Annotated in this window: 18 protein-coding genes; 9 read left to right on the top strand and 9 right to left on the bottom strand. The window is 69.0% G+C overall.

The genetic code is table 11. From position 1 onward, the window contains the following. Positions 1 to 9: 9 nt before the first annotated feature. Complete coding sequence (locus tag NVV90_RS03170; RefSeq protein WP_258439746.1) at positions 10 to 1,320, bottom strand: acyl-CoA dehydrogenase family protein; 1,311 nt, start codon at positions 1,318 to 1,320, stop codon at positions 10 to 12. Next, positions 1,320 to 2,129, bottom strand: coding sequence for an SDR family NAD(P)-dependent oxidoreductase (locus NVV90_RS03165; RefSeq protein ID WP_258439745.1), 810 nt, complete (start codon positions 2,127 to 2,129; stop codon positions 1,320 to 1,322). Before NVV90_RS03165 ends, NVV90_RS03170 begins: the two co-directional genes overlap by 1 nt. Positions 2,130 to 2,273: 144 nt before the next feature. Here NVV90_RS03165 and NVV90_RS03160 point away from each other — a divergent pair, with 144 nt between their 5' ends. Beyond that, positions 2,274 to 3,467 carry a glycoside hydrolase family 76 protein gene (locus NVV90_RS03160; protein WP_258439744.1) on the top strand — a complete coding sequence of 398 codons (1,194 nt, stop codon included), beginning with the start codon at positions 2,274 to 2,276 and terminating at the stop codon, positions 3,465 to 3,467. Between the two features lie 7 nt (positions 3,468 to 3,474). Here the strand turns inward: NVV90_RS03160 and NVV90_RS03155 are convergent, their stop codons facing one another. Beyond that, entirely contained in the window at positions 3,475 to 4,224 is a 750-nt protein-coding gene (locus tag NVV90_RS03155) for an ABC transporter permease (protein WP_258439743.1), read from the bottom strand. Between the two features lie 197 nt (positions 4,225 to 4,421). Here NVV90_RS03155 and efeU point away from each other — a divergent pair, with 197 nt between their 5' ends. From efeU to NVV90_RS03120, 7 genes are all read left to right on the top strand, one after another. Then, on the top strand, positions 4,422 to 5,270 hold the full coding sequence (gene efeU, locus NVV90_RS03150) for an iron uptake transporter permease EfeU (protein WP_258439742.1): 849 nt from the start codon (positions 4,422 to 4,424) through the stop codon (positions 5,268 to 5,270). A gap of 101 nt (positions 5,271 to 5,371) precedes the next feature. Further along, positions 5,372 to 6,556, top strand: a complete 1,185-nt coding sequence (efeO, locus tag NVV90_RS03145) for an iron uptake system protein EfeO (RefSeq protein ID WP_396125385.1) — start codon at positions 5,372 to 5,374, stop codon at positions 6,554 to 6,556. Then, positions 6,553 to 7,950: an iron uptake transporter deferrochelatase/peroxidase subunit gene (gene efeB, locus NVV90_RS03140; RefSeq protein ID WP_258439741.1), complete on the top strand. Its 1,398-nt coding sequence runs from the start codon at positions 6,553 to 6,555 to the stop codon at positions 7,948 to 7,950. The genes efeO and efeB overlap by 4 nt, the downstream gene beginning before the upstream one ends. Before the next feature lie 13 nt (positions 7,951 to 7,963). Next, positions 7,964 to 8,527: a hypothetical protein gene (locus NVV90_RS03135; RefSeq protein WP_258439740.1), complete on the top strand. Its 564-nt coding sequence runs from the start codon at positions 7,964 to 7,966 to the stop codon at positions 8,525 to 8,527. Positions 8,528 to 8,795: 268 nt separating this feature from the next. Next, complete coding sequence (locus NVV90_RS03130; protein ID WP_258439739.1) at positions 8,796 to 9,848, top strand: iron ABC transporter substrate-binding protein; 1,053 nt, start codon at positions 8,796 to 8,798, stop codon at positions 9,846 to 9,848. 4 nt (positions 9,849 to 9,852) lie between these two features. After that, positions 9,853 to 11,445, top strand: a complete 1,593-nt coding sequence (locus NVV90_RS03125) for an iron ABC transporter permease (RefSeq protein WP_258439738.1) — start codon at positions 9,853 to 9,855, stop codon at positions 11,443 to 11,445. Further along, positions 11,442 to 12,629: an ABC transporter ATP-binding protein gene (locus NVV90_RS03120; protein WP_258439737.1), complete on the top strand. Its 1,188-nt coding sequence runs from the start codon at positions 11,442 to 11,444 to the stop codon at positions 12,627 to 12,629. The genes NVV90_RS03125 and NVV90_RS03120 overlap by 4 nt, the downstream gene beginning before the upstream one ends. 70 nt (positions 12,630 to 12,699) lie before the next feature. Here the strand turns inward: NVV90_RS03120 and NVV90_RS03115 are convergent, their stop codons facing one another. After that, entirely contained in the window at positions 12,700 to 13,296 is a 597-nt protein-coding gene (locus NVV90_RS03115; protein ID WP_258439736.1) for a YdeI family protein, read from the bottom strand. Positions 13,297 to 13,337: 41 nt separating this feature from the next. On the opposite strand from NVV90_RS03115, the gene NVV90_RS03110 reads away from it, so the two are divergent. Further along, positions 13,338 to 14,114, top strand: coding sequence for a hypothetical protein (locus tag NVV90_RS03110; protein ID WP_309304090.1), 777 nt, complete (start codon positions 13,338 to 13,340; stop codon positions 14,112 to 14,114). A 101-nt stretch (positions 14,115 to 14,215) separates the two neighbouring features. On the opposite strand, the gene NVV90_RS03105 is transcribed toward NVV90_RS03110, so the two are convergent. The 5 genes from NVV90_RS03105 to NVV90_RS03085 form a co-directional block, all read right to left on the bottom strand. After that, complete coding sequence (locus tag NVV90_RS03105; RefSeq protein ID WP_258439735.1) at positions 14,216 to 15,475, bottom strand: M20 family metallo-hydrolase; 1,260 nt, start codon at positions 15,473 to 15,475, stop codon at positions 14,216 to 14,218. Positions 15,476 to 15,554: 79 nt separating this feature from the next. Further along, complete coding sequence (locus NVV90_RS03100; RefSeq protein WP_258439734.1) at positions 15,555 to 17,267, bottom strand: amidohydrolase; 1,713 nt, start codon at positions 17,265 to 17,267, stop codon at positions 15,555 to 15,557. 28 nt (positions 17,268 to 17,295) lie between these two features. After that, positions 17,296 to 18,702, bottom strand: a complete 1,407-nt coding sequence (locus NVV90_RS03095; protein ID WP_258439733.1) for an aldehyde dehydrogenase family protein — start codon at positions 18,700 to 18,702, stop codon at positions 17,296 to 17,298. Between the two features lie 11 nt (positions 18,703 to 18,713). Continuing rightward, positions 18,714 to 20,330 (bottom strand): thiamine pyrophosphate-dependent enzyme, encoded by a 1,617-nt coding sequence (locus tag NVV90_RS03090; RefSeq protein WP_258439732.1) that lies wholly within the window; start codon positions 20,328 to 20,330, stop codon positions 18,714 to 18,716. Then, entirely contained in the window at positions 20,327 to 21,664 is a 1,338-nt protein-coding gene (locus NVV90_RS03085; protein ID WP_258441054.1) for an MFS transporter, read from the bottom strand. Before NVV90_RS03085 ends, NVV90_RS03090 begins: the two co-directional genes overlap by 4 nt. Positions 21,665 to 21,732: the final 68 nt, after the last annotated feature.

Raw genomic sequence — 21,732 nt, 5'->3', positions numbered from 1 at the left:
GGGGCACGGTCAGGCGATCGCGGACACCCCGGTCAAGGCCCTGCCCACGATCAGCGAGTTGATTTCGTAGGAGCCCTCGTAGGTGTAGATGGCCTCGGCGTCGGCGAAGATCTTGGCCATCTTGTAGTCGGTCACGATCCCGTTGCCGCCCAGGATGGACCGGCCCTTGGCCACGGTTTCGCGCATCCGGGCACTGCAGTAGGCCTTCGCCAGCGCCACCTGGGCCATGTCCGCGCCGCCGCGGCGGATGCCGTGCGCGTCCGTGTAGATGTCCTCCTGCAGCTGGGCGATCCGCACCATCATGCCCATGCTGGCCACGGCGTTGCCGAGCATGTCCACCAGGTGCTGCTGGATGAGCTGGAACTTGGCCAGCGGCTTGCCGAACTGCAGGCGCTCCACGGCGTACTGCCGGGCGACGTCGAACGCCGCCATCTGCTGGCCCACGGCCTGCCAGGCCACCATGATCCGCGAGCCGCGCAGCAGGTGGTTGGTGTCCGCGAAGCTGCTGATCCCGGCGAAGCGGTCGGCCTCGGCCACGTGCACATCCTTAAGCACGATGTCCGCGTTCTGCACGGTCCGCAGCGCGATCTTGTGCTCGATCCGGCTCCGTGAAACGCCCGGCAGGGAGGCGTCCACAATGAAGCCGCGGACTGCGCCGCGGCCGCCAGGACCTGCGCCGCGCCCCTCGGAGTCCCCGTCTACTTCCCGCGCCCACACGAGCATGTAGTCGCAGAACGTCCCATTGCCGATCCAGCGCTTGGCGCCGTTGATCACCCAGTAGTCGCCGCCGTCGTCGGCCGGGCGGGACACCCGGCGCGCCGTGGTCTCCATGCCGCCGGCCACATCGGAACCGTGATCGGGTTCGGTCAGGGCGAACGACCCGGTGGTCCGCAGATTGGACGCGTCGTCCAGATAGCGGTCCTGCTGGTCATCCGAACCGAAATCGTAGAGTGCCTCCACGAAGAGGTCGTGATGGACCATGAAGAACGTGGCGATGGAGGTGTCCACGCGCGTCATCTCGGCGATGACCAGGCCGGCGAAGAGGTGCGTGTAGCCGCGCTGCGCGGGGGCACTCAGCCTCAGGGCCGCGAGCTTGGGCAGGATGTGCTCGGGGAACTCGGCCTTCTCCCACCACTGCCCGGCGTACGGGGCGATCTCCGTGGCCAGGAAGCGGCGTAGCTCGTTGAGCTTGCCCTGCTCCTGCACGCTGAGGAGCGCCTCGAAGTCGAAGAAATCGGCGGTGGGCAGGGCCGCGACGGACGGCGCCGCCGTGGTGCTTTTGATCGACGACGGCGGGGTGTCGCCCGCGTAGTCGCCCATCACTTGAGCCCCATCCGGATGGCGCCGTCGAGGCGGATGGTCTCGCCGTTGAGCATGGCGTTCTCGACGATGTGGGCGGCCAGGTTGGCGTATTCGGCCGGGCGTCCGAGCCGGGCGGGGTGCGGCACCTGCTGGCCCAGGGAGTCCTGGGCCTCCTGCGGCAGCCCGGCCATCATGGGGGTCTCGAAGATGCCCGGCGCGATGGTGGCCACGCGGATCAGCGAGCGCGCGAACTCCCTTGCAAGCGGCAGGGTCATGGCGGCCACGGCCCCCTTGGAGGCGGCGTAGGCGGGTTGGCCGATCTGGCCCTCGAAGGCTGCTACGGAGGCGGTGTTGATGATGACGCCGCGTTCCTGGCCGCCCAGTTCGGTGGACACCGGCTCGTTGCGGACCATGGCCGCGGCGGCCAGCCGGACCACGTTGAAGGTCCCCAGCAGGTTGATCTGGATGACGCGGTTGAAGGCCTCCAGCGGCAGGATGCCGTCCCGGCCCAGGACCTTGCCCGGGGTGGCGATGCCGGCGCAGTTGACGGCGATCCGCAGGGGTCCAAGAGCGGTGGCGGCGTCCACGGCGGCCTGGACCTGCTCCTCGCTGGTGACATCCGCGGCCGCGAAGACGGCGCGCGGCGCTGAATCGTCACCCGCGGAATGGCCGGAGGCGTTGAGTTCGGCCGCATAGGCCTCCCCCTGCGAAGACGCCAAATCCAGCAGCACCACCGAGGCCCCGGCGTCGAACAAACGCTTGGCGGTGGCCGCCCCCAGTCCCGATGCTCCGCCCGTAATCAACGCGACTGCGCCCTTGATGTCCATCCATCCTCCTTGATGTGTGGTTTCCCAGCTGGCTTCCCGGCCAGCCAGGCCAAAATCCGTTAATGAATGTTAACTGGAATTCGGCGGCGGCGCACCCCTTGCGCAGCGCGCCCCCGGAACGGCGGCCGGCGATAGGCTGGGCCCATGCCTGCCGCCGACTCCCCCGCCGCCCGTGCCTCCGGGAAACCCGACAATCACGCCGGAGCGCCGGACTGGGCAGCCCGCGCGGACCAGGCGGCCCGCTCCGTGACCCGCGCCTTCGGGCAGCGCCTCTTCTTCCTGCCGGGCACGCACATCGGCGCGATCGCGCGCCCGCCGACGCGGCTGGGGAACCTTTTCCGGCCCTGGCACTACTGGTGGCAGGCCCACTACGTTGACTGCCTGGTGGACGCCGGCGGCCGCGAGCTCGCCTCGGGAGCAAAGTTCGACGGCGCCGGGCGGCCGAGTGCCGGGCGGCTGGCCTCGCGGCTGGTCACCACCATCCGGCTGCGGAATTTCCTGCGCTTCGTCAACAGCTACTACGACGACATGGCCTGGCTGGCACTGGCCACGCTGCGGCTGGAGGAACTGGCCGAGGCGAGCCGCAGGCCGGGGCGCCGCCGGAACGCCTACGTCCGGAGGAAGCTCACCCTACAGTTCGATTCGGCATCCACGGACGAGCTGGGCGGCGGCACCTTCTGGAGCACCAAGCGCGATTTCAAGAACACGCCGGCCACGGCACCGGTGGCCCTGTATTTCGCCCGCACGGGCAGGCCGGAGCGGGCTCAGGCACTGCTGGACTGGATGGATGCCAGGCTCTTCGATCCCGCCAGGGGGCTGTACATGGACGGCGTGCGCATCAGCGGCGGGGAGGCCGTCCTGGAGGATTCCGTCTACACCTACAACCAGGGGCCGGTCCTGGGTGCCCTGCTGGAGCTCGGGGGTGAGGCCAACCTGGCGCGGGCCGCCGCGGTGGTGGACGCGATCGCGACGGAGCTGACGCTTCCGGAGGCCGCGCCCGGTCGCACCGCTCAAGGCGCGGCGCCCGGCCGGCTCGTCATCCGCGGCGAGGGCAGCGGCGACGGCGGGCTGTTCACCGGGATCCTGCTGCGCTATGTGGCGCTGGCGGCCCGGGATGGACGGCTTCCGGGGGGAACCCGGTTCACCGCCCGCAGCCTCGTGGCCGGCACGGCCGAAGCCTTCTGGGCAGGCAGGACGGAAAGGGACGACGGAACGCTCGTGTTCTCGCCCGAACCACAGCGCCCGGCGGGCGAGGCGTATCCGGCGGGCGCCGCCGTCGAGCTCTCCACCCAGCTCCAGGCCTGGATGGCGCTTGAGGCAGCCGCGAGCCTCAACTGAGTGCCGCTCACCGCGGCAACGCCGGCCGCACACGGACCGGAGCGAGCTGGGCGATGACCATGACGGCGGTGAGGGATCCGGCGGCCATGATCGCCGCGAGCACCACCATCTGGAAACGCCCGGCCTCCAATGGCGAAAGCCCGCCGAATATGGCCCCCACGAACGCTCCGGGCAGCGTGACCAGGCCCGTGGTCTTCGTCTGGTCCGTGGCCGGAATGAGCGCGGCGTAGACCGAACGCCGGGCAAGGTCCAGCGTTGCCTGCCGCGGCGAAGCGCCCAGCGCCAGCCAGCCCTCCACCACCTCCCACTGTCCATGGACAGATTCGGCGAAGCGCCGGCCGGCCAAGACCGCCACGGTCATGGCGTTGCCGATCACTATCCCGCCGACCGCCAACGCATAGCGGGGAGTGAAGCCGACCGCCCCGGTGCCGAAAATGATGAGCAGCGTAGCGGCGATGCCCAAAGCCATCGAGCCGCCCACCACCGCGAGGTGTGGCCAGCTCCAGCCGAGCCGCCGGGTTGCGCTCACCACGGCGACGGCAAACATCACCAGCAGCGCAACGGCAACCCACCCCGGGCTGGTGATGACGCCGCCCAGGATGAAACTGATCGCGGCGAGCTGCACCGCTCCCCTGAGGACCGCCAGAACGGGGGCAAAAGCGTGCGGTGCCCGGAATGGCAGCAGCACCGCCACGGTCAGCGCCATCAAGAGCCCGACGCCGGCCAGCGTTGGAACGGAATCGGCGAGCTCGGACATGAGGCCAGCATAGCCACGGGACCGCAGGTCCCGGCCTCCCACCCGGCCGGACACCGGCCGGACACGGCCTCGAAAATGCCGACCGTCACACCCTGTCAATTAGCGCACACGAAGTTTGCTTAATTCGAGATCCTCGGTAATCTTCATTTTTAGGCAAGCCTAACCTTGGCTTCCACGAGCCGAGGTACACATCCGCAATGACCGCAAACTACCTGATAGGCCTCCGCGAGGGCCTCGAGGCCACGCTCATCGTCGTCCTCCTGATGGCCTATCTGGTGAAGAGCGGCCGCAAGCATCTCCTCCCCCGCATGTGGGCCGGCGTCGGCATCGCCGTCGCCGTTTCGTTCGGATTCGGTGCACTGCTCACCTTTGGTCCGCGCGGGCTGACGTTCGAGGCCCAGGAGGCCATCGGCGGCAGCCTGTCCGTACTGGCCGTCGGGCTCGTCACATGGATGGTCTTCTGGATGGCGCGGACCGCCAGGACACTGGGCAGTGAGCTCCGCTCCCGCGTGGACCTGACGGCTGGCGGCACCGGATGGGGCCTGGCCGTCGTGGCCGCCATCGCGGTGGGCCGCGAAGGACTCGAAACGGCGCTCTTCCTCTGGGCCGCGGCGCAGTCGTCGGGCTCCTCGACGTCTCCCCTGGTGGGGGCGCTGCTGGGGCTGGCCACCGCGGCCTTGCTCGGCTACCTGCTCCACCGGGGAGCCCTGAAGGTCAATCTCGGGAAGTTCTTCACCTGGAGCGGGGCGGCGTTGATCGTGATCGCCGGCGGCGTCCTTGCCTACGCCGTCCACGATTTCCAGGAAGCCGGCATCCTCCCGGGCCTGCACAGCCTGGCCTTCGACGTCTCGGCGGCCATCCCGCCGCCGTCCTGGTACGGCACCCTGCTCAAGGGAACCCTGAACTTCTCCCCTGCCACCACCTGGTTCGAGGCCGCCGCATGGCTGCTCTACGTTCCGCCCGTCACGTACTTCTATTTCCGTTCCAACCGGGGCGCCCGCACGGTCACTGCAGACCGCACCAAGGCCGTCGCCGCGGTCTCCTGACCCCAACGCAACACCCCCGACGCAATACACCCCCCCAACGCAACACCCCCCCCAACCCCACACCGCACTCCCCAAAGGATCCACCCGTGCCTCTTTTCGCCCTGCCCTTTTCCCCCCAGCCCGGCTCCGCCGGACGCTCGCACAGCCGGTACCTGGCCGTGCTGGCCGCCGCCGTCCTGCCGCTGACCCTGGCCGCCTGCACGGACAACAACGCCGCTGCGGCATCGGGCCCCATCAAGGTGTCCAGCACCAACGACGCCTGCACCTTGTCCACCCAGACCACCAAGAGCGGCAACCTCACCTTCGCCATCCGGAACGAGGGCAACCAGGTCACGGAGTTCTACCTGCTCGCCGAGGACGGCCTGCGCATCATCGCCGAAGTCGAGAACATCGGCCCCGGCCTGACCCGCAACCTGGTGGTCACGGCCCCGGCCGGCAAGTACACCACCGCCTGCAAGCCCGGCATGCAGGGCGACGGCATCCGCGCGGCATTCGAGGTCACCGAGTCCGGCGAGAAGCCCGCGGTGGACACCAACATCAAGGCGCTCACGGACAAGGGCACGGCCCAGTACCTGTCCTACGTCAAGGACCAGACCGAGCAACTGGTGGCCGGCACCAAGGAATTCGCCACGGCCTACGCCGCCGGCGACGCCGCCAAGGCCCGCGAGCTCTACGCCGCAACCCGCATGCACTGGGAGAGGATCGAACCCGTGGCCGAATCCTTCGGCGACCTTGACCCGAAGCTGGACGCCCGCGAGGCCGACCTGGCGCCGGGCGAAGAGTGGACCGGATGGCACCGGGCCGAGAAGGACCTCTTCCCGCCGGCCGGCTTCGCCGCCCTGACGGCCCCCGAGCGCGAAAAGCTGGCTGCCCAGTTGGTGGCCGACACCGAGGACCTGGCCGCCCGCACGCGGACCGTTGAACTGACCGCTGACAAGCTCGGCAACGGCGCCAAGGAACTCCTCGACGAGGTGGCCACCGGCAAGGTCACCGGCGAGGAAGAGATCTGGTCGCACACCGACCTCTGGGACTTCCAGGCCAACGTTGACGGCGCCCGGATCGCCTTCGAGAACCTCCGGCCCGTCCTCGAGCAGAAGAACCCGGAACTTGCCACGTCCCTGGACGCGAAGTTCGCGGCCCTCCAGGCCGAGCTGAAGCAGCACGCCCGCGGCGAAGGCTTCGTGTACTACAACGAGCTGAGCCAGGACCAGGTCCAGAAGCTGGCCTCGTTGGTCGATGCCCTCGGCGAACCCCTGTCCCACCTCACCTCGGCAGTGGTCCTGTGAGCGGCTGCCCCTTCGGAGGCGGCGCCCCCGACGACGGCCCTGCCGCTTCCGCAGCCCAGGCACCGTCCGCTGCAACTACCGAAGCACCTGCCGCCGCGGCAGCCCCGGAGGCTCCGGCGTCGCGCTTGTCGCGGCGCGGGCTGCTGTCCCTGGCCGGCGTCGGAGGCGCGGGCGCCGTGGCCGGCATCGCCGCCGGGCTGCTCAGCCACGACACGCTGGCCGCTGTGGCCGCCCCGGCGAACGCAGGATCCGGCGATGCTGTGCCGTTCCACGGCGCAACGCAGGCGGGCATCACCACAGCGGCGCAGGACCGCCTGCACATGGCAGCGTTCGACGTCATCACCGAGGACCGCGCCGCGCTCCTCCAGCTGTTGAAAGACTGGACGGCTGCAGCCGAGGCCATGACCCAGGGCCGCGAAACAGGCGCCACGGGCGCCGTGGATGGCCCCTACGATGCGCCACCGGAAGACACCGGCGAAGCCCTGGGCCTGACCGCCGGCAGGCTGACGGTGACGTTCGCGTTCGGGGCCGGACTGTTCGAAAAGGACGGCAAGGCACGCTTCGGCCTCGAAGGCCGCCGCCCCGAGGCCCTGATCGATCTCCCCCACTTCCCCGGCGACGACCTGGAACCCCACCGCAGCGGCGGCGACATCATCGTGCAGGCCTGCGCCGACGATCCGCAGGTGGCCGTGCACGCGATCCGGAACCTGGCCCGCATCGGCTTCGGCAAAGTACGGGTCCGCTGGTCGCAGCTCGGCTTCGGCCGCACCGCCTCCACCTCCCGGAGCCAGCAGACGCCCCGCAACCTGTTCGGCTTCAAGGACGGCACCAACAACCTCAAGGCCGAAGACACCGCGCTCCTGAAGGAGCACGTGTGGGCCGGGGAAAGCTCCCGCCCCGAGGAAGCCTGGATGCAGGGCGGCAGCTACCTGGTGGCACGCCGGATCCGGATGCACATCGAGATCTGGGACCGCACCTCGCTGCGGGAACAGGAGCAGCTGATCGGCCGGACCAAGTCCGAAGGTGCGCCGCTCTCCGGCGGCAAGGAATTCACTGCCCCGGACTTCAACATCAAGGGAAAGGACGGCGAGCCCCTGATGGGGATGGAATCGCACGTCCGGCTCGCCCACGCGGACCAGAACGACGGCGTGCGGATGCTCCGCCGCGGCTACAACTACACGGACGGCTCCGACGGGCTCGGGCATCTGGACGCGGGGCTCTTCTTCATTGCCTTCGTCAAGGATCCGCGCACGCATTACGTCCCGATGCAGCTGGCCATGGCAAAGGAAGACGTGCTGGCGTTGGAATACCTCAAGCACACCGGATCGGCGCTGGCCGCCGTTCCTCCGGGCGTCCAGCCCGGCGGGTTCATCGGCGAAGGCCTCTTCACGTAATGGGCGGCCGGGCATGAGCGCCACCGCGATCCGCTCAGTTCTGTCCAGGCCGAGGTTCTTGGTTCCGGTTCTCTTCGTGGCTGCAACGGCCGCGTGGGGCATTTCCGTGGCGGCGGGCAGCGCGCTCACCTTTGACCATGGAATCCACCGCCTGGCTCTGTCCGCGCACGTCCTGGCCATGGTGCTGGCGTTCGGTTCCGTCATCGTGGTGGACTGGGTCGGCTTCCTGTGGCTCATCGGCAGGCGGAGGCTGCATGACACCAGCCGGCTGGAGTCCGCGGCCGCCCCGCTGATCTGGATCGGCCTGGCGGGGCTGCTGCTGACCGGAGCCTTCATCCATCCGGACATCACCAACACCGCAACGCAACTCAAGATGTGCTGCGTCCTGGGGCTGATGCTCAACGGGATCTCCCTGATCCCCGTGATGCGCAGCCTGCATGCCCTCCCGGACGGGACCATGTTCAAGGACGTGGCCGCCAATCTCCGCGCCCGGCTCCTGCTGGCCCTGGTCCTCTCGCAGTCGTTCTGGTGGACGGCAATCGTGATCGGCTTTGCCAACAGCATGGGCCGCCGCTAGCGGCACCCTGACCCCGATGCCCGCAGGCGCCCATGGCCCCGCGGCATCGGGGCGCCGCGGGCCTGGGCCCCGCGGTCCGGAGCGCCGCAGGCCGCAAGCAATTACGTCACGCAACACTTCCGTAATTCTTGTGATCCTGCTCACTTAAGGCCGCTGCGGCTTGGTTCCTTAGGTATGGCTAACCTACGCTTTCCATCGTGGGCCTCCCCAATTCCCCGGCCCGCGAGGACCCTGGTCCCGTTGACTTTGTTCGCAGAAAGTAGCCTCCATGAAGATCCGCACCAACGCGCTGGCAGGTATCGCACTCGCAGCCACCGCAGCCCTCGGCCTCGCAGCCTGTGGCACCAGCACTCCTGCTCCCGCAGCCAGCGGTTCGGCCTCTGCGGCTGCCGGCGATGGCATCACGGTCTACAACGCGCAGCACGAGAGCCTCACCAAGGAATGGATCGAGGCCTTCACCAAGGAGACCGGCATCAAGGTCACCATGCGCCAGGGATCGGACACCGAACTGTCCAACCAGATCGTCCAGGAAGGCGCAGCCTCCCCGGCCGACGTTTTCCTGACCGAGAACTCCCCCGCCATGGCGCAGGTTGAGAACGCCGGCCTGTTCGCCGACGTCGACAAGGCCACCGTCGACCAGGTTCCGGCCGAGTTCCGCCCGAGCACCAACAAGTGGACCGGCATCGCCGCCCGCTCCACCGTCCTGGTGTACGACAAGAACAAGATCAGCGAAGACAAGCTGCCCAAGTCCATGCTGGACCTGGCCACGCCGGAGTGGAAGGGCAAGTGGGCTGCATCGCCGTCCGGCGCCGACTTCCAGGCCATCGTCGCCGCCCTGCTCGAGCTCAAGGGCCAGGCAGCAGCCGAAGAGTGGCTCAAGGGCATGAAGGAAAACTTCAAGGCCTACAAGGGCAACAGCACCGCCATGAAGGCAGTCAACGCCGGTGAAATCGACGCCGCGCTGATCTACCACTACTACTACTACGGCGACCAGGCCAAGACCGGCGAGAACTCCAAGAACGTCACCCCGTACTACTTCAAGAACCAGGACCCGGGCGCGTTCTTGTCCGTCTCCGGCGGCGGCGTCCTGAAGTCCTCCAAGAAGGCAGCAGATGCGCAGGCCTTCCTGAAGTTCATCACCGGCAAGCAGGGCCAGGAAGTCCTCAAGAACGGCACCTCCTTCGAATACGCCATCGCCTCCCAGGTTGATGCCAACGCGAAGCTGGTTCCGGTCAAGGAACTGCAGGCCCCCACGGTGGACCCGGCCAAGCTCAACTCCACGAAGGTCACCGAGCTGATGACCAAGGCAGGACTGCTGTAATTCTGTGACCACTGATCTATCGGCTCCCGGCCATTCGGGGAGCACGACGACGGCGGGCAAGGGCAAGCGCCCTCGCCCGCCTTTCGGCGTTTCCGCCGTGTCCGTGCTGGCGGTGCTGATCGCACTGTTTTCGCTGATCCCGCTGGGGTACGTCGCCTACATGACCGCCGCCACCGGCTGGGACACCGCCGTCGAACTCATCTTCCGGCCGCGCGTCGGCGAGCTGCTGCTCAACACCATCCTGCTCATGGCCTTCACTGTGCCGCTGTGCGTGGTGCTGGGCGTGGGCGGGGCCTGGCTGGTGGAACGCACCAAGCTGCGCGGCCACCGCTTGTGGGCCGTGGCCTTGGCCGCTCCCCTGGCCATTCCGGCGTTCGTGAACAGCTACTCCTGGGTGTCCGCCGTGCCGTCCCTGGAAGGCGTCTGGTCCGGCGTGCTCATCGCCACGCTGTCCTACTTCCCGCTCGTCTACATCCCGGCCGCGGCCACCCTGGGCAGGCTGGATCCGGCGATCGAGCAGTCGGCGGCGTCGCTGGGCCTGGGACCGTGGGCCGTCTTCTTCCGCGTGGTGGTCCCGCAGCTGCGGATCGCCATGACCGGCGGCGCGCTGCTGGTGTCCCTGCACCTGCTGGCCGAATACGGCGCCTTCGCGATGATCCGCTTCGACACGTTCACCACCGCGATCATGGTGCAGTTCCAGTCCACCTTCAACGGCACGGCCGGCAACATGCTGGCGAGCGTGCTGGTGTTCTTCTGCCTCATCCTGCTGGTGGTGGAGGTCAAAAGCCGCGGCACCGCCCGTTACGCACGGGTGGGCTCCGGCGCCCAGGGCAAGGCCATCCGCGCGCCCCTGCGCCACTACCAGCTGCCCGCCCAGCTTGGCCTGCTGGCCGTGACGGCGCTGGCCTTCGGCCTGCCCGTCTGGTTCGTGCTGCGCTGGGTGATCGCGGGCGGTGCCGAGATCTGGTCGGCCGAGGAATTCCTGCCCGCGCTGCTGCAGACCCTCGGCTACGGTGCCGTAGGCGCCGCCGTGACCACGGTGGTGGCCTTTCCCATGGCCTACCTGGCCGTGCGGCACCCCAGCTGGTTCAGCAAGATGCTGGAGCTCTCCAACTACGTGACCAGTTCGCTGCCCGGCATCGTGGTGGGCCTGGCGTTCGTCACAGTGAGTATCCGCGCCGTGCCCGGCGTCTACCAGACAGCCGGCGTGCTGGTGGCCGCCTACGTACTGCTGTTCCTGCCCCGGGCCCTGGTCAACATCCGTTCCGGACTGGCCCAGGCCCCCAAGGAACTCGACGAGGCCGCGCAGTCCCTCGGCAAGACCCCGCTGGTCTCCTTCCTGAAGGTGACCCTGCGCCTCACCGCGCCCGCGGCCGCCGGCGGCGCAGCCCTGGTGTTCCTGGCCATCGTCAACGAGCTCACCGCCACCCTGCTGCTGTCTCCCAACGGCACCCGCACGCTCGCCACGGAATTCTGGAGCAAGAGCAGCGAGATCGACTACACCGGTGCGGCCCCCTACGCCCTGCTGATGATCCTGCTCTCCGCTCCCATGACCTACCTGCTGTTCCAGCAGTCCAAGAAAGTAGCCGGACAGTGACCGAACAATCCCCCTCCAGGCTGCCCGCACCCCGCGTTGCACCGTCGGTGGCGCCCACCACCAACACGCACCTGGACATCTGCGCGGTCACCAAGAACTTCGGTTCCCAGGCCGTGCTCAAGGGCGTGGACCTGTCCGTGGCCAAGGGCGGTACCACGGCGATCGTGGGCCCCTCCGGTTCCGGCAAGACCACGCTGCTGCGCCTGATCGCCGGCTTCGAGCACCCGGCCACCGGCACCATCAGCCTCAACGGCACGCCCGTGGCCGGGGGCGGCGTCTGGCTCCCCGCCCACAAGCGGCACGTCGGCTATGTTGCCCAGGACGGCGCCCTCTTCCCGCACCTCACGGTGGGGCAGAACATCGCCTTCGGCCTTGATGCCGCAAAGCTCGACGGCGGCCGACGCGCTGTCAGGACCCGGGTCCAGGAGCTGCTCGAGATGGTGTCGCTCGACGCCGCCATGGCCAAGCGGCGCCCGCACCAGCTCTCGGGCGGCCAGCAGCAGCGCGTGGCCCTGGCCCGCGCGCTGGCCCGCGAACCGGAGCTTATGCTCCTGGACGAGCCGTTCTCCGCCCTGGACGCCGGTCTGCGCGTGGCGACCCGCCGGGCCGTGGCCAAGGTCCTGAGCGACGCCGGGGTCACCACCATCCTGGTCACGCACGACCAGGCCGAGGCCCTGTCCTTCGCTGACCAGGTGGCCATCATGCGCGGCGGCAAGCTGGCCCAGATCGGCAACCCCTTCATCGTCTACACCCGCCCGGCAGACCGCGCCACCGCCGAATTCCTCGGCGACGCCGTCATCCTGGACGCCTGGATGGAAGGTTCCCTGGCCACCTGTTCGCTGGGCGGAATCCCGGTGCGGCGCCCGCCGGCCCAGGGCAAGGTCCAGCTCATGCTGCGCCCGGAGCAGATCCGCATCGCCTCCGACGGACCCATCCGCGGCGTGGTGGTGGACACCGACTACTTCGGCCCGGAAACCACTGTCCGCATCCAACTTGCCCCGCTGTCTGCCGCGCAGGCGGCGTCCAGTGCTGCGGCTTCCGGCGCTGCTGCCAACGGCCACCGCTACCCCGGCGGCGGCGAGGTCATCACCATCCGCCACTGGAACGCCTCCATCACCAAGCCCGGCACGGAACTGTGCCTGCGCGTGGTGGGCGAAGGAGTGGCCTTCCCCCTGGAGGACTGACGCGCCCAAGTAAGTAGCGCCAACCGTCGTTTTGGAGGCCCAAAACGACGGTTGGCGCTACCTAGTTGGGCTAGCCGGCTGGGCGCTTCTTCTGCGGGTACGGGGCTTCGTGGCGGGCCAGCATCTCCACGAAGCCGGCGATTTTCCTGGCGCGCGTGTCCGCCCGTTTCACCGAGTTGGTGCGGTAGATGAGGGCGAAGCGGTTGACCGAGGTGAGGACATCGAACATGGCCTGGGCCTCGGGGACGGCAGCAATCGCCGCAGCAAGGTCCTCCGGCACCTCGGCTGCGGCCGGACCGGCGTAGGCGGCTTCCCAGCGCCCGTCGGCCTTGGCGGCCGCCACGGCAGCACGGCCACCGTCGGTCATCAGGCCCGCGGCCTCGAGCCGGGCAATGTGCCCCACGTTCCGCTCGGACCAGACGCTCTTGGGCCCGCGCGGCGTCATGCGCTGGAACCAGCTCGCGTCGTCGCGGCTCTTGGACTGCCCGTCGATCCAGCCGAAGCACAGGGCCTCGTCCAGGGCGGCGTCGTAGTCGAGTTCCGTGACGTCGCCGCCCTTCTTGTGCAGGATGAGCCACACGCCGGGGCTGCTGCCGCTGTTCGCAGCCAGCCATTTCCGCCAGGCGACGGCGTCTTGGACGAGGAGTTCGGGAAGCTCGATTGCCATGCGCCCATTCTGCTGGGTGTCATCGAATTAGGGAACTTCCGGTGGTGGAAGCGCCCGGCGGCATAGGCTGGGAGCGCACCCGCCGAACCGCCCAGGAGGATCCCATGCTGCGTGTCCGCCCCATCCACTTCACCTCGCGCACGGAGCAGTGGGAGCAGCTCCTCGGCGCGCTCGGCCTTGTCAAGACCGTCGACGACGCCGGCTGGCTGGAATTCGATGCCGGCTCCGGCCGCCTCGCGCTGCGCCAGGCGGAACACGGCTCGGCGGAGGACGGCACCACCGTATTCGGCGTCGAGGCGGGCATCCTGGACGAGTTCGCCCGCCGCACCAACGAGGACGGCACCAGTGCCGAGGTGGTGGAGACGCCGCGCGGGACCGCCGTCAGGGTGAGCGCCCGCGATGGGTTCATCTTCCTCGCCGAGCAGGCCCGGCGGGCCGCGGACGGCAGCTGGGCGGGCAGCCCGGACGCCGACCCGGCACTGGCGGTCGCCGCCACCTGGCTCACGCCCGACGTCGACGGCGCCGTACGCGAGCTGCGCAACATCGGCGCCCGGCCGCGGAGCAGCACGGACACCACGGCGGACTTCACCGCCAAGAACGGCGGCATCCTGTGCGTGGCGCATGGCACGGCGCCGGAGTCCGGCGACCTCTCGTTCGAGTACGACGGCGGACTGGAGACCCTGCTGGGGCGGCTCACCGCTGTGCACATCGAGGCGCGGGTGGACGACGACGTCCTGCACGTCGCCAACCCGGACGCAGCCACGGGGGCGGCCCCGGCGTCGATCGGCATCACCCGGGCGCCCGCGGCTAACCCCTAGCTCCTAACTCCTAACGTCGAAACGTGAGCTTTCGGCTCTTTGACGCTGCCACAGAGTCGAAAGATCACTCCTCGAAATGGCGTGCCCTCCGCCGGTGTCTCTTAGTCCTCCAGGGCCCCGTTGCAGAGGCGCCTGGCCACCTCGGTCAACATGGCCAGGCCGGCCACGATGTCCTCGTCCGTGGTGTATTCGTGCTCGTTGTGGGAGATGCCGTCCACGCTGGGCACGAACAGCATCACGGTGGGCACGATGTCCTTCATGTTGGTGGAGTCGTGCCCGGCCAGGGTCATGACGGCCTTGTTGGACAGGCCCAGATCGGCGGCAACCTTGGCCGCGAGCTCCACGCCCTCCGGCTGGTACGGGGTCACCGGCCAGGAGTGCGAGTGGTTGCGCTCCACGGTGACGTTGGCCAGGGCCTCGATCTCCGTGATGCGCCCGTGCAGCAGGGCGTCGGCCTCGGCGAGCACGGCTTCGTCGGCGCTGCGCAGGTCCAGCAGCAGGTTCACGCGGGAGGGCACCACCACGGGCGAGTTCGGGTAGACGTTGAGCTGGCCCACCGAGGTGTGGAGCACACCCGGGAAGCGTTTGGCGAGTTCGCGGGCGGCCACCACCAGCATGGAGGCGCCCAGCAGGGCGTCCTTGCGGTCCTCGATCACGGTGGAGCCGGTGTGGGCCTGTTCGCCGTGGACCACGAATTCGTATTTGTTGGCCGCCCAGTTGGAGGAGACCAGGCCGATGGTGATGCCCTCGCGCTCCATGCTGCGGCCCTGTTCGATGTGGATCTCGGCGCAGTACGCGGCTTCCGGCCCCTCATAGGAACCACGGCAGCCGATCGCGTCCAGCGCCTCCCGGACGGAAATGCCGGCGGCGTCCGTGGTGGCCAGGGCCGTCTCCAGCGGGAGCTTGCCGGTGTACACGGAGGAACCCATCATGGAGGGCTTGAAGCGCGAGCCTTCCTCGTTGAACCAGTTGACGACGGCGATGTTGAACCTCGGTGCCGAAGCGCCGGGCGTGTTCCACTGCGCCACGAGACGGAACGCGGCGTGCGCGGCGGCGAGGACACCATAGGCGCCGTCGTAGCGTCCCGCCGTCGGCTGCGAATCCATGTGGGAACCGAGCACCACGAACGGTGCTCCCGGAACGGCCTCGCAGAGGCCCCACTGGTTGCCGGCACGGTCGAACTTCACGGTGAAGCCCCGCTCCTCCAGGAGGCCGGTGAGCCAGCGGCGCTGTTCACCGTCCGGGGCTGTGGCGGCCTGGCGGTCCACGCCGCCGTTCGCCGTGGCGCCGAACGCGCTCATGGTGCGGAAGTCCTGGACAAAGGCGGCGTCCTGGGCGTTGAAGGCCGTACGTGAAGTCATGATGTTCCCCTCTGAACTGTGCTGCTTTGAACGGTGCTGCTTTGAACGGTGCTGCAAAAACTGGGACATGGCGGAAAGGCTAGGAGCGGGACGAATGCTGCAGGGCAGCTTGTTCCGGCGCGTGCTGAGCGGCCAGGGTGCTGTGGGTGAAGCGGCCCCCGACGGCGGTGGCCAGGACCTGCAGTTCGCTGATGTCCCCTGCGTCCAAGGGAGAAGCGGACAGCACCGTGAAATCGGCGAGTTTGCCGGGAACCAGCGAACCCTTCGACGCTAAAGTTCCCGTGGCCGCGGCGGCGCCCGTGGTGTATGCGGCCAGGGCCTGGTACGGGGTGAGCCTCTCGTCCGGGTTGCCGAATACGGCCCCGGAGGACGTGCGGCGGTCCACGAAGGCCTGCATGCCGCGCAGCACATTGCCGTCGGCCACGGGCCGGTCCGAGCTGCCGGCCAGGGTGACCCCGGCGGCCAGGAAGGAGGCGGCCCGGTAGGCCCAGGGCAGGCGGCCGGGACCGAGCGAATCGGCCATGCCGTCGCCGCCGCCGTGGAAGAAGCTGGCCTGCGGGGTGACCGCGATGCCGGCCGCGGCGAGTTGTGCCAGCTGCTCGGGCCGGGTCATGGACGCGTGCTCGATCCGGTTGGGCACCGCGCGCGGGCCGTACGTGGCTTCGCATCCGGCGAGGATGTCGATGGCCAGGTCAACGGCCCGGTCGCCGATGGCGTGCGCCGCAATGGACCAGCCCGCGGCGTAGGCGCCCTCGATCCGCTCCCGCAGCGCGGCGGGATCGGCCTGGAAGTAGCCGGTGTTGCCGCGGTTGTCCTTGCTGCCGTGGCTGCAGTACTCGTGGCTGACGGCGGCGGTTTCACCCAGGAGCGAGCCGTCCAGGAAGACCTTGGCCGGGCCGAGCGAGAGCATGTCGCTGCCGAATCCGCTGGCGATGCCCAGATCCAGGCCGGCCGGCGCCAGGCCCGCGAGGCCGGGGCCGTCCGCGGCGTGCCCGTCCAGCGGGTGCAGCACATCCAGCACCGGCATCACCTGGGCCCGGGCGTGCAGGCGTCCGGTGCCCGCGGCCCGCTGGTAGGCGGCCAGTTCCACGGGGCTGTGCCCGATCCAGCCGCCGCCCACGCCTGCCTCGGTAAAGCTCGTGATGCCCTCCGCGGCGTAGACCCGTGTAGCCCGTTCGATGGCGGCCTCGATGTCGCCGATCGAATACGGCAGGATCAGCTGCTGGATCAGCGCCTGGGCCGTCTCCTGCACCAGCCCCGTCGGTTTGCCGGCGGCATCCCGGACGATCACACCGCCGTCGGGATCCGCGAATGACGGCGACTCCGCCCCCGCCAGCCGCAGCGCGGCGGTGTTGACCACCGCCATGTGTCCGGAGTTGTGCCGCATGAACAGCGGCCGCTCCCCCGTGATCCGGTCCAGCTCCCGGATGTCCGGGAACTCGCCGCCGTGCTGCGTTTGGCTGAAGCCGGTGGCGAGGAGCCAGCCGGCGCCGGATTCTCCAGCCGAAGCCGTGGCTTCCAGCAGCGCATACAGCTGCGGCAGGCCGCGGGCTCCGGAGACGTCCAGCTCGGCCAGGCCCAGCCCGAACCAGGTGGTGTGGCAGTGCGCGTCGATGAATCCCGGCGTCACGGTGGCGCCGTCCAGGTCCAGGACCTCGGCGGCGTCCAGTCCGTCAACGTCGCCGTCCAGGCCGACGATGCGGCCCTGCCAGACACCCATCGAGTGGGCGTTTGGGCGGTCCGCGTCCATCGTGATGATGTTGGCGTTGCGCAGCAGGAGATCGAGTTTCATGGCGTACCTAGCGGTTGGAGCGGGCAGATCAGCGGTGGGACGTGGTGACGGACTTGATGCGGGTGTAGTCCTCGAGCCCGTAGACCGAGAGGTCCTTGCCGGTGCCCGAGTGCTTGAAGCCGCCGTGCGGGGCTTCTGCGGGGATCACCTGGTGGCAGTTGATCCAGACGGCGCCGAAGTCCAGTTCCATGGATACGCGCGTGACCACGCCGTGGTTCTCGGACCAGACGCTGGAGGCCAGCGCGTACTTGGTGCCGTTGGCCAGCTCGATTGCCTCTTCCTCCGTGGCGAAGGGCTGCACGGTGACCACGGGGCCGAAGATCTCGTCGCACACCACCTCGTCGCCCTGGAAGACGCCGTCGATCACGGTGGGCTCGAAGTAGTAGCCGGTGCCGGTGCGCTTGCCGCCGGAAACCACCGTGGCGTTGGCCGGCAGCCGGGTCATGAAGCCCTCCACCCGTTCCAGCTGGGCGGCACTGTTCAGCGGGCCAAGGTCAGCGTCCTCGCCGCCCACGGCCAGTGCCGCGGCCGCAGCCCCGAGGGCGGCGGCGAACTCGGCGTGGATGGACTGCTCCACGATCACGCGGGTCACGGCGGTGCAGTCCTGGCCGGCATTGAAGAAGGCGCTCAGCGCGATTTCCTGCGCCGTCCGGGCGATGTCCACGTCCGCGAACACGATCGCCGGTGCCTTGCCGCCGAGCTCCAGGTGGACATCCTTGAGGGTCTTGGACGCGGCGGACATGACCTGCGCCCCGGCCCGGGTGGAGCCGGTGATGGACACCATTTCCGGGATCTCGTGGTCCACCATGGCGGCCCCGGCGTCGCGGCCGCCGCAGACGATGTTCACCACGCCGGCCGGGAACACCTCCTGGGCCAGCTCGCCCAGGAGCACCGTGGACCACGGGGTGGTGTCGGCAGGCTTGAGGACCAGGGTGTTGCCGGCGGCCAGCGCCGGGCCGATCTTCCAGATGGCCATCATGAACGGGTAGTTCCACGGGGTGATCTGGGCGACCACGCCCAGCGGCTCGCGGCGGATGGTGGAGGTGAAGCCCTGCACGTACTCGGTGGAGGCCATTCCGGACACCACCCGGCAGGCGCCGGCGAAGAAGCGCAGCTGGTCCGCGCCGCGCAGGATCTCCAGTTCGCGGGTCGCGGCCCGGGGCTTGCCCGTGCACGCGACCTCGGCCTCAAGGAGGCGGTCCGCGTTGGCTTCGATGAGGTCCGCGAGCTGCAGCAGCAGCGCCTGGCGTTCGCCCGGCGTCGTGCGCTTGTACGTTGTGAAAGCTGCGGCAGCGGCCTGGAAGGCGGCGTCGACGGCGGCCGCGTCGCTGTCCGGGGCGGTGCCGATCTGCACCCCGGTGCTGGGGTCGAAGAAGGGAAGGCTGGCCGGGGCATCAACGGCCTGGCCGTTGATGATGTTCTTGAGCGTGATCACGGGGGCTCCAGTCAGTTGCTCTTGGGGGAACGGGTGGTGGGGTCCTGCGGGAGGTGCAGCACGGCCGGCAGCCCGGACTCGACAGCGCGGCGGAACGCGGCGGCGAAGTCCTCGGCCTTGTCGATGCGCTCGCCGTAGCCGCCGTAGGAGCGGGCCAGGGCGGCGAAATCCGGGTTGGTCATGTGCGTGCCGGAGGGGCGGCCCGGGTAGTGGGCTTCCTGGTGTTCGCGGATGGTGGCGAAAATGCCGTTGTCCACCACCAGCACAATGAACCGGGCTCCGTGGCCCATGGCGGTAGCGATTTCCTGGCCGTTCATCATGAAGCAGCCGTCGCCGGCCACGGAAATGACCTGCCGGCCCGGGTAGGCCAGGGAGGCGGCCACGGCGGCGGGGATGCCCATGCCCATGGCTCCGTTGCGCGGGGCGGCCAGGGAGTTGGCGCTGTTGTGCTGCAGGTAGCGGGCCGGCCACAGGGCGTGGTTGCCGGCGCCGAAGGTGAGCACGGCGTCGTCGGCCATTTCCTGCTTGAGGATCTCCATCACGACGCCCAGGTCCACGCCCGTACCGCCGTCGGGCTGGGCGGAGGAGAACTTGAGGTAGTCGGCGCGGGCGTCGGCGAACCAGCCGGCGGCCGGCTGCACGGCGGAGGCGGTGGCGGCGAGGGCCGAGGAGAAGGCGGTGACGTCGGCGGTGATGTGCTGGTCTGCCCGGCCGAAGTGGCCCAGGAGATCGGCGTCGGCGTTGACCACCACGGTGGTCGCTGCGAGGCCGCGGGTGTAGCCGTCGGAGAGGACATCGCCGCGCACGCAGCCAAGGAAGACGATCAGGTCCGCGGCGTCCAGGCGTTCGGCGTTGGCGTCGCTGCGACCGTAGCCCAGGAAACCGGCGTAGGCGTCGGAGCGGTGCGGGACGGCGTCGTAGGCGCGGAAATCCGCGAGCACGGGAATGCCGTGGCGGCCGGCCCAGCCGGCCAAGGCTTCGCCGGATTCCTGGGTCCAGCCCTCGCCGCCCACCACGATCAGCGGCTTGCTTGCCGCGGCGAGGCGGGCTTCGAGCCCGGCCAAGTCCGCGGCCGAAGGCTCCGGGCGGGAGACCTTGCGCGGTTCCACCGTGGCTTCGTTGATGACGTGGACCAGGACGTCCTCGGGCAGGCCGATCACCACGGGGCCCGGGCGTCCGCTGAGGGCGGTGAAGATGGCGTCGTCCACCACGCGGGCCGCGGAGGCAGCGTCGTCCAAAGTCACCACTTTCTTGGCGGTGCTGCCGAACCAGGCGTTGATGTCGAATTCCTGGAAGGACTCCCGGCCGCGGTCTGCCACCGGGATGAGGCCCACGAAAAGGATCATCGGGGTGGCGTCCTGGTGTGCCGTGTGGATGGCGATGAAGGCGTTGGCGGCACCGGGGCCGCGGGTCACCATGGCGACGCCGGGCAGTTCCGTCAGGCGGCCTTCGGTGAGGGCCATGAAGCCTGCGCCGCCTTCGTGGCGGGTCACCACTGTTTCGATGGAGGAGCCGTGGAGGCCGTCCAGGACGTCCAGGTAGCTTTCGCCGGGGACGCCGTACACGCGCTTGATGCCGGCGCGTTCCAGTTGGGCAACGATCAGGTGGCCTGCGGTAGTGGTGCTCAATGCTTCATTCCTTCTTCTTCGATGGAAAGGCCGGGGAGGAACAGGCCGGAGAGCGCGGTCAGTGCGGACACCACCAGGAGGATGATGGCGCCGGGCCAGTAGGAGTTGCCGTTGGCGGCCACCAGCGCGGTGGCGATCAGCGGCACGAAGCCGGAGATGACGCCCGCGGTGTTGGAGGTGATGGCGACGCCGGTGTAGCGCACCTTGGTGGCGAACAGGGCCGTCAGTGCGGTGCCGGAGACTGCGTACGGGATGGAGAGGACGGCAACGCCGACCATCATGCCGGCGACCACCAGGAACGGGTTGCGGCTGTCGATGGCCAGGAAAACCGGGACGGCGACGATCGCCGAGGCCACGCCGCCCCACAGGATGACCTTGCTGGCGCCGAACTTTTCGCCCAGGCGGCCGGCCCAGATCAGGGCGCCGATCTCCAGGGCGGCGGCCAGCAGGGTGCCTAGGAGCAGCAGTTCGGAGGGCAGTTTGAGGACCTTGGTGCCGTAGAAGACCACGAAGCTGGTGATGAGGTAGAAGCCGCCGATGCCGAGCAGGGCCGAGCACATGCCCACCAGGATCTGGCGCCAGCTGTTCTTCAGAACGCCGCGGATGGGGGCGTGTTCGGTTTCGCCGGACTCCATGAGGGCTTCGAATTCGGGTGATTCGCTCAGGCGGCTGCGGATCCACAGAGAGATGGCCAGCAGCGGGATGGCGGCGATGAACGGGATGCGCCAGCCCCAGGCGTCGAAGTTGCTCTGGCCCACCAGGAACAGCATGCCGAAGAAGCCGCCGGAGGACAGGATGGTGCCGATCGGGGACCCGATCTGCGGCAGGGCGGCGTAGCGGGCGCGCTTTTCCACCGGCGCATTCTCGACGGCGATGATCACCGCGCCGCTCCACTCACCGCCGACGGCGAGGCCCTGGACGATGCGGAGGGCTACCAGCAGGATGGGCGCGGCCAGGCCGATGGTCATGTAGTTCGGCAGCAGTCCGATCAGCCCTGTGACAATGCCGATGCCGACGATGGTGACCATGAGGATCTTCTTGCGGCCCACCTTGTCGCCAAGGGCACCGAAGATGAAGCCGCCGATCGGGCGGGCCACGAAACCTACCGCGAGCGTGGCGAACGATCCCATGGCTGCCACGAACGGATCCTGTGAGACGAAGAACTGGGCGTTGAACACCAGGGCAGCAGCCGTGGTGAAGAGGAAGAAGTCGTACCACTCCAGCGCTGTGCCCACGAGGGCGGCCAGCGCTACCTTCCTGGTGACGCTTTCATCGACGATGCGGGGCGCCGCCGGATGCAGGTCCGTGGTGGCGCTGCCTGCGCTGCTGGCCATCATTACTCCAAAATATTTCGAACGGTGCCGGGGACGTTGGGGCTCCCTGCGGCTGTGATTGGACTCAC

This window comes from Arthrobacter sp. CJ23 (assembly GCF_024741795.1).
GTDB lineage: Bacteria > Actinomycetota > Actinomycetes > Actinomycetales > Micrococcaceae > Arthrobacter.
Note: the sequence above shows the minus strand (reverse complement) of the source record. Positions and strands in the feature narration are given on the sequence as shown.

Bases quoted from the DNA above. Each gene is read 5' to 3' on its own strand.
- NVV90_RS03170 (WP_258439746.1), bottom strand. From the start codon at position 1,320: ATGGGCGACTACGCGGGCGACACCCCGCCGTCGTCGATCAAAAGCACC.
- NVV90_RS03165 (WP_258439745.1), bottom strand. From the start codon at position 2,129: ATGGACATCAAGGGCGCAGTCGCGTTGATTACGGGCGGAGCATCGGGA.
- NVV90_RS03160 (WP_258439744.1), top strand. From the start codon at position 2,274: ATGCCTGCCGCCGACTCCCCCGCCGCCCGTGCCTCCGGGAAACCCGAC.
- NVV90_RS03155 (WP_258439743.1), bottom strand. From the start codon at position 4,224: ATGTCCGAGCTCGCCGATTCCGTTCCAACGCTGGCCGGCGTCGGGCTC.
- efeU (WP_258439742.1), top strand. From the start codon at position 4,422: ATGACCGCAAACTACCTGATAGGCCTCCGCGAGGGCCTCGAGGCCACG.
- NVV90_RS03135 (WP_258439740.1), top strand. From the start codon at position 7,964: ATGAGCGCCACCGCGATCCGCTCAGTTCTGTCCAGGCCGAGGTTCTTG.
- NVV90_RS03130 (WP_258439739.1), top strand. From the start codon at position 8,796: ATGAAGATCCGCACCAACGCGCTGGCAGGTATCGCACTCGCAGCCACC.
- NVV90_RS03115 (WP_258439736.1), bottom strand. From the start codon at position 13,296: ATGGCAATCGAGCTTCCCGAACTCCTCGTCCAAGACGCCGTCGCCTGG.
- NVV90_RS03105 (WP_258439735.1), bottom strand. From the start codon at position 15,475: ATGACTTCACGTACGGCCTTCAACGCCCAGGACGCCGCCTTTGTCCAG.
- NVV90_RS03100 (WP_258439734.1), bottom strand. From the start codon at position 17,267: ATGAAACTCGATCTCCTGCTGCGCAACGCCAACATCATCACGATGGAC.
- NVV90_RS03085 (WP_258441054.1), bottom strand. From the start codon at position 21,664: ATGGCCAGCAGCGCAGGCAGCGCCACCACGGACCTGCATCCGGCGGCG.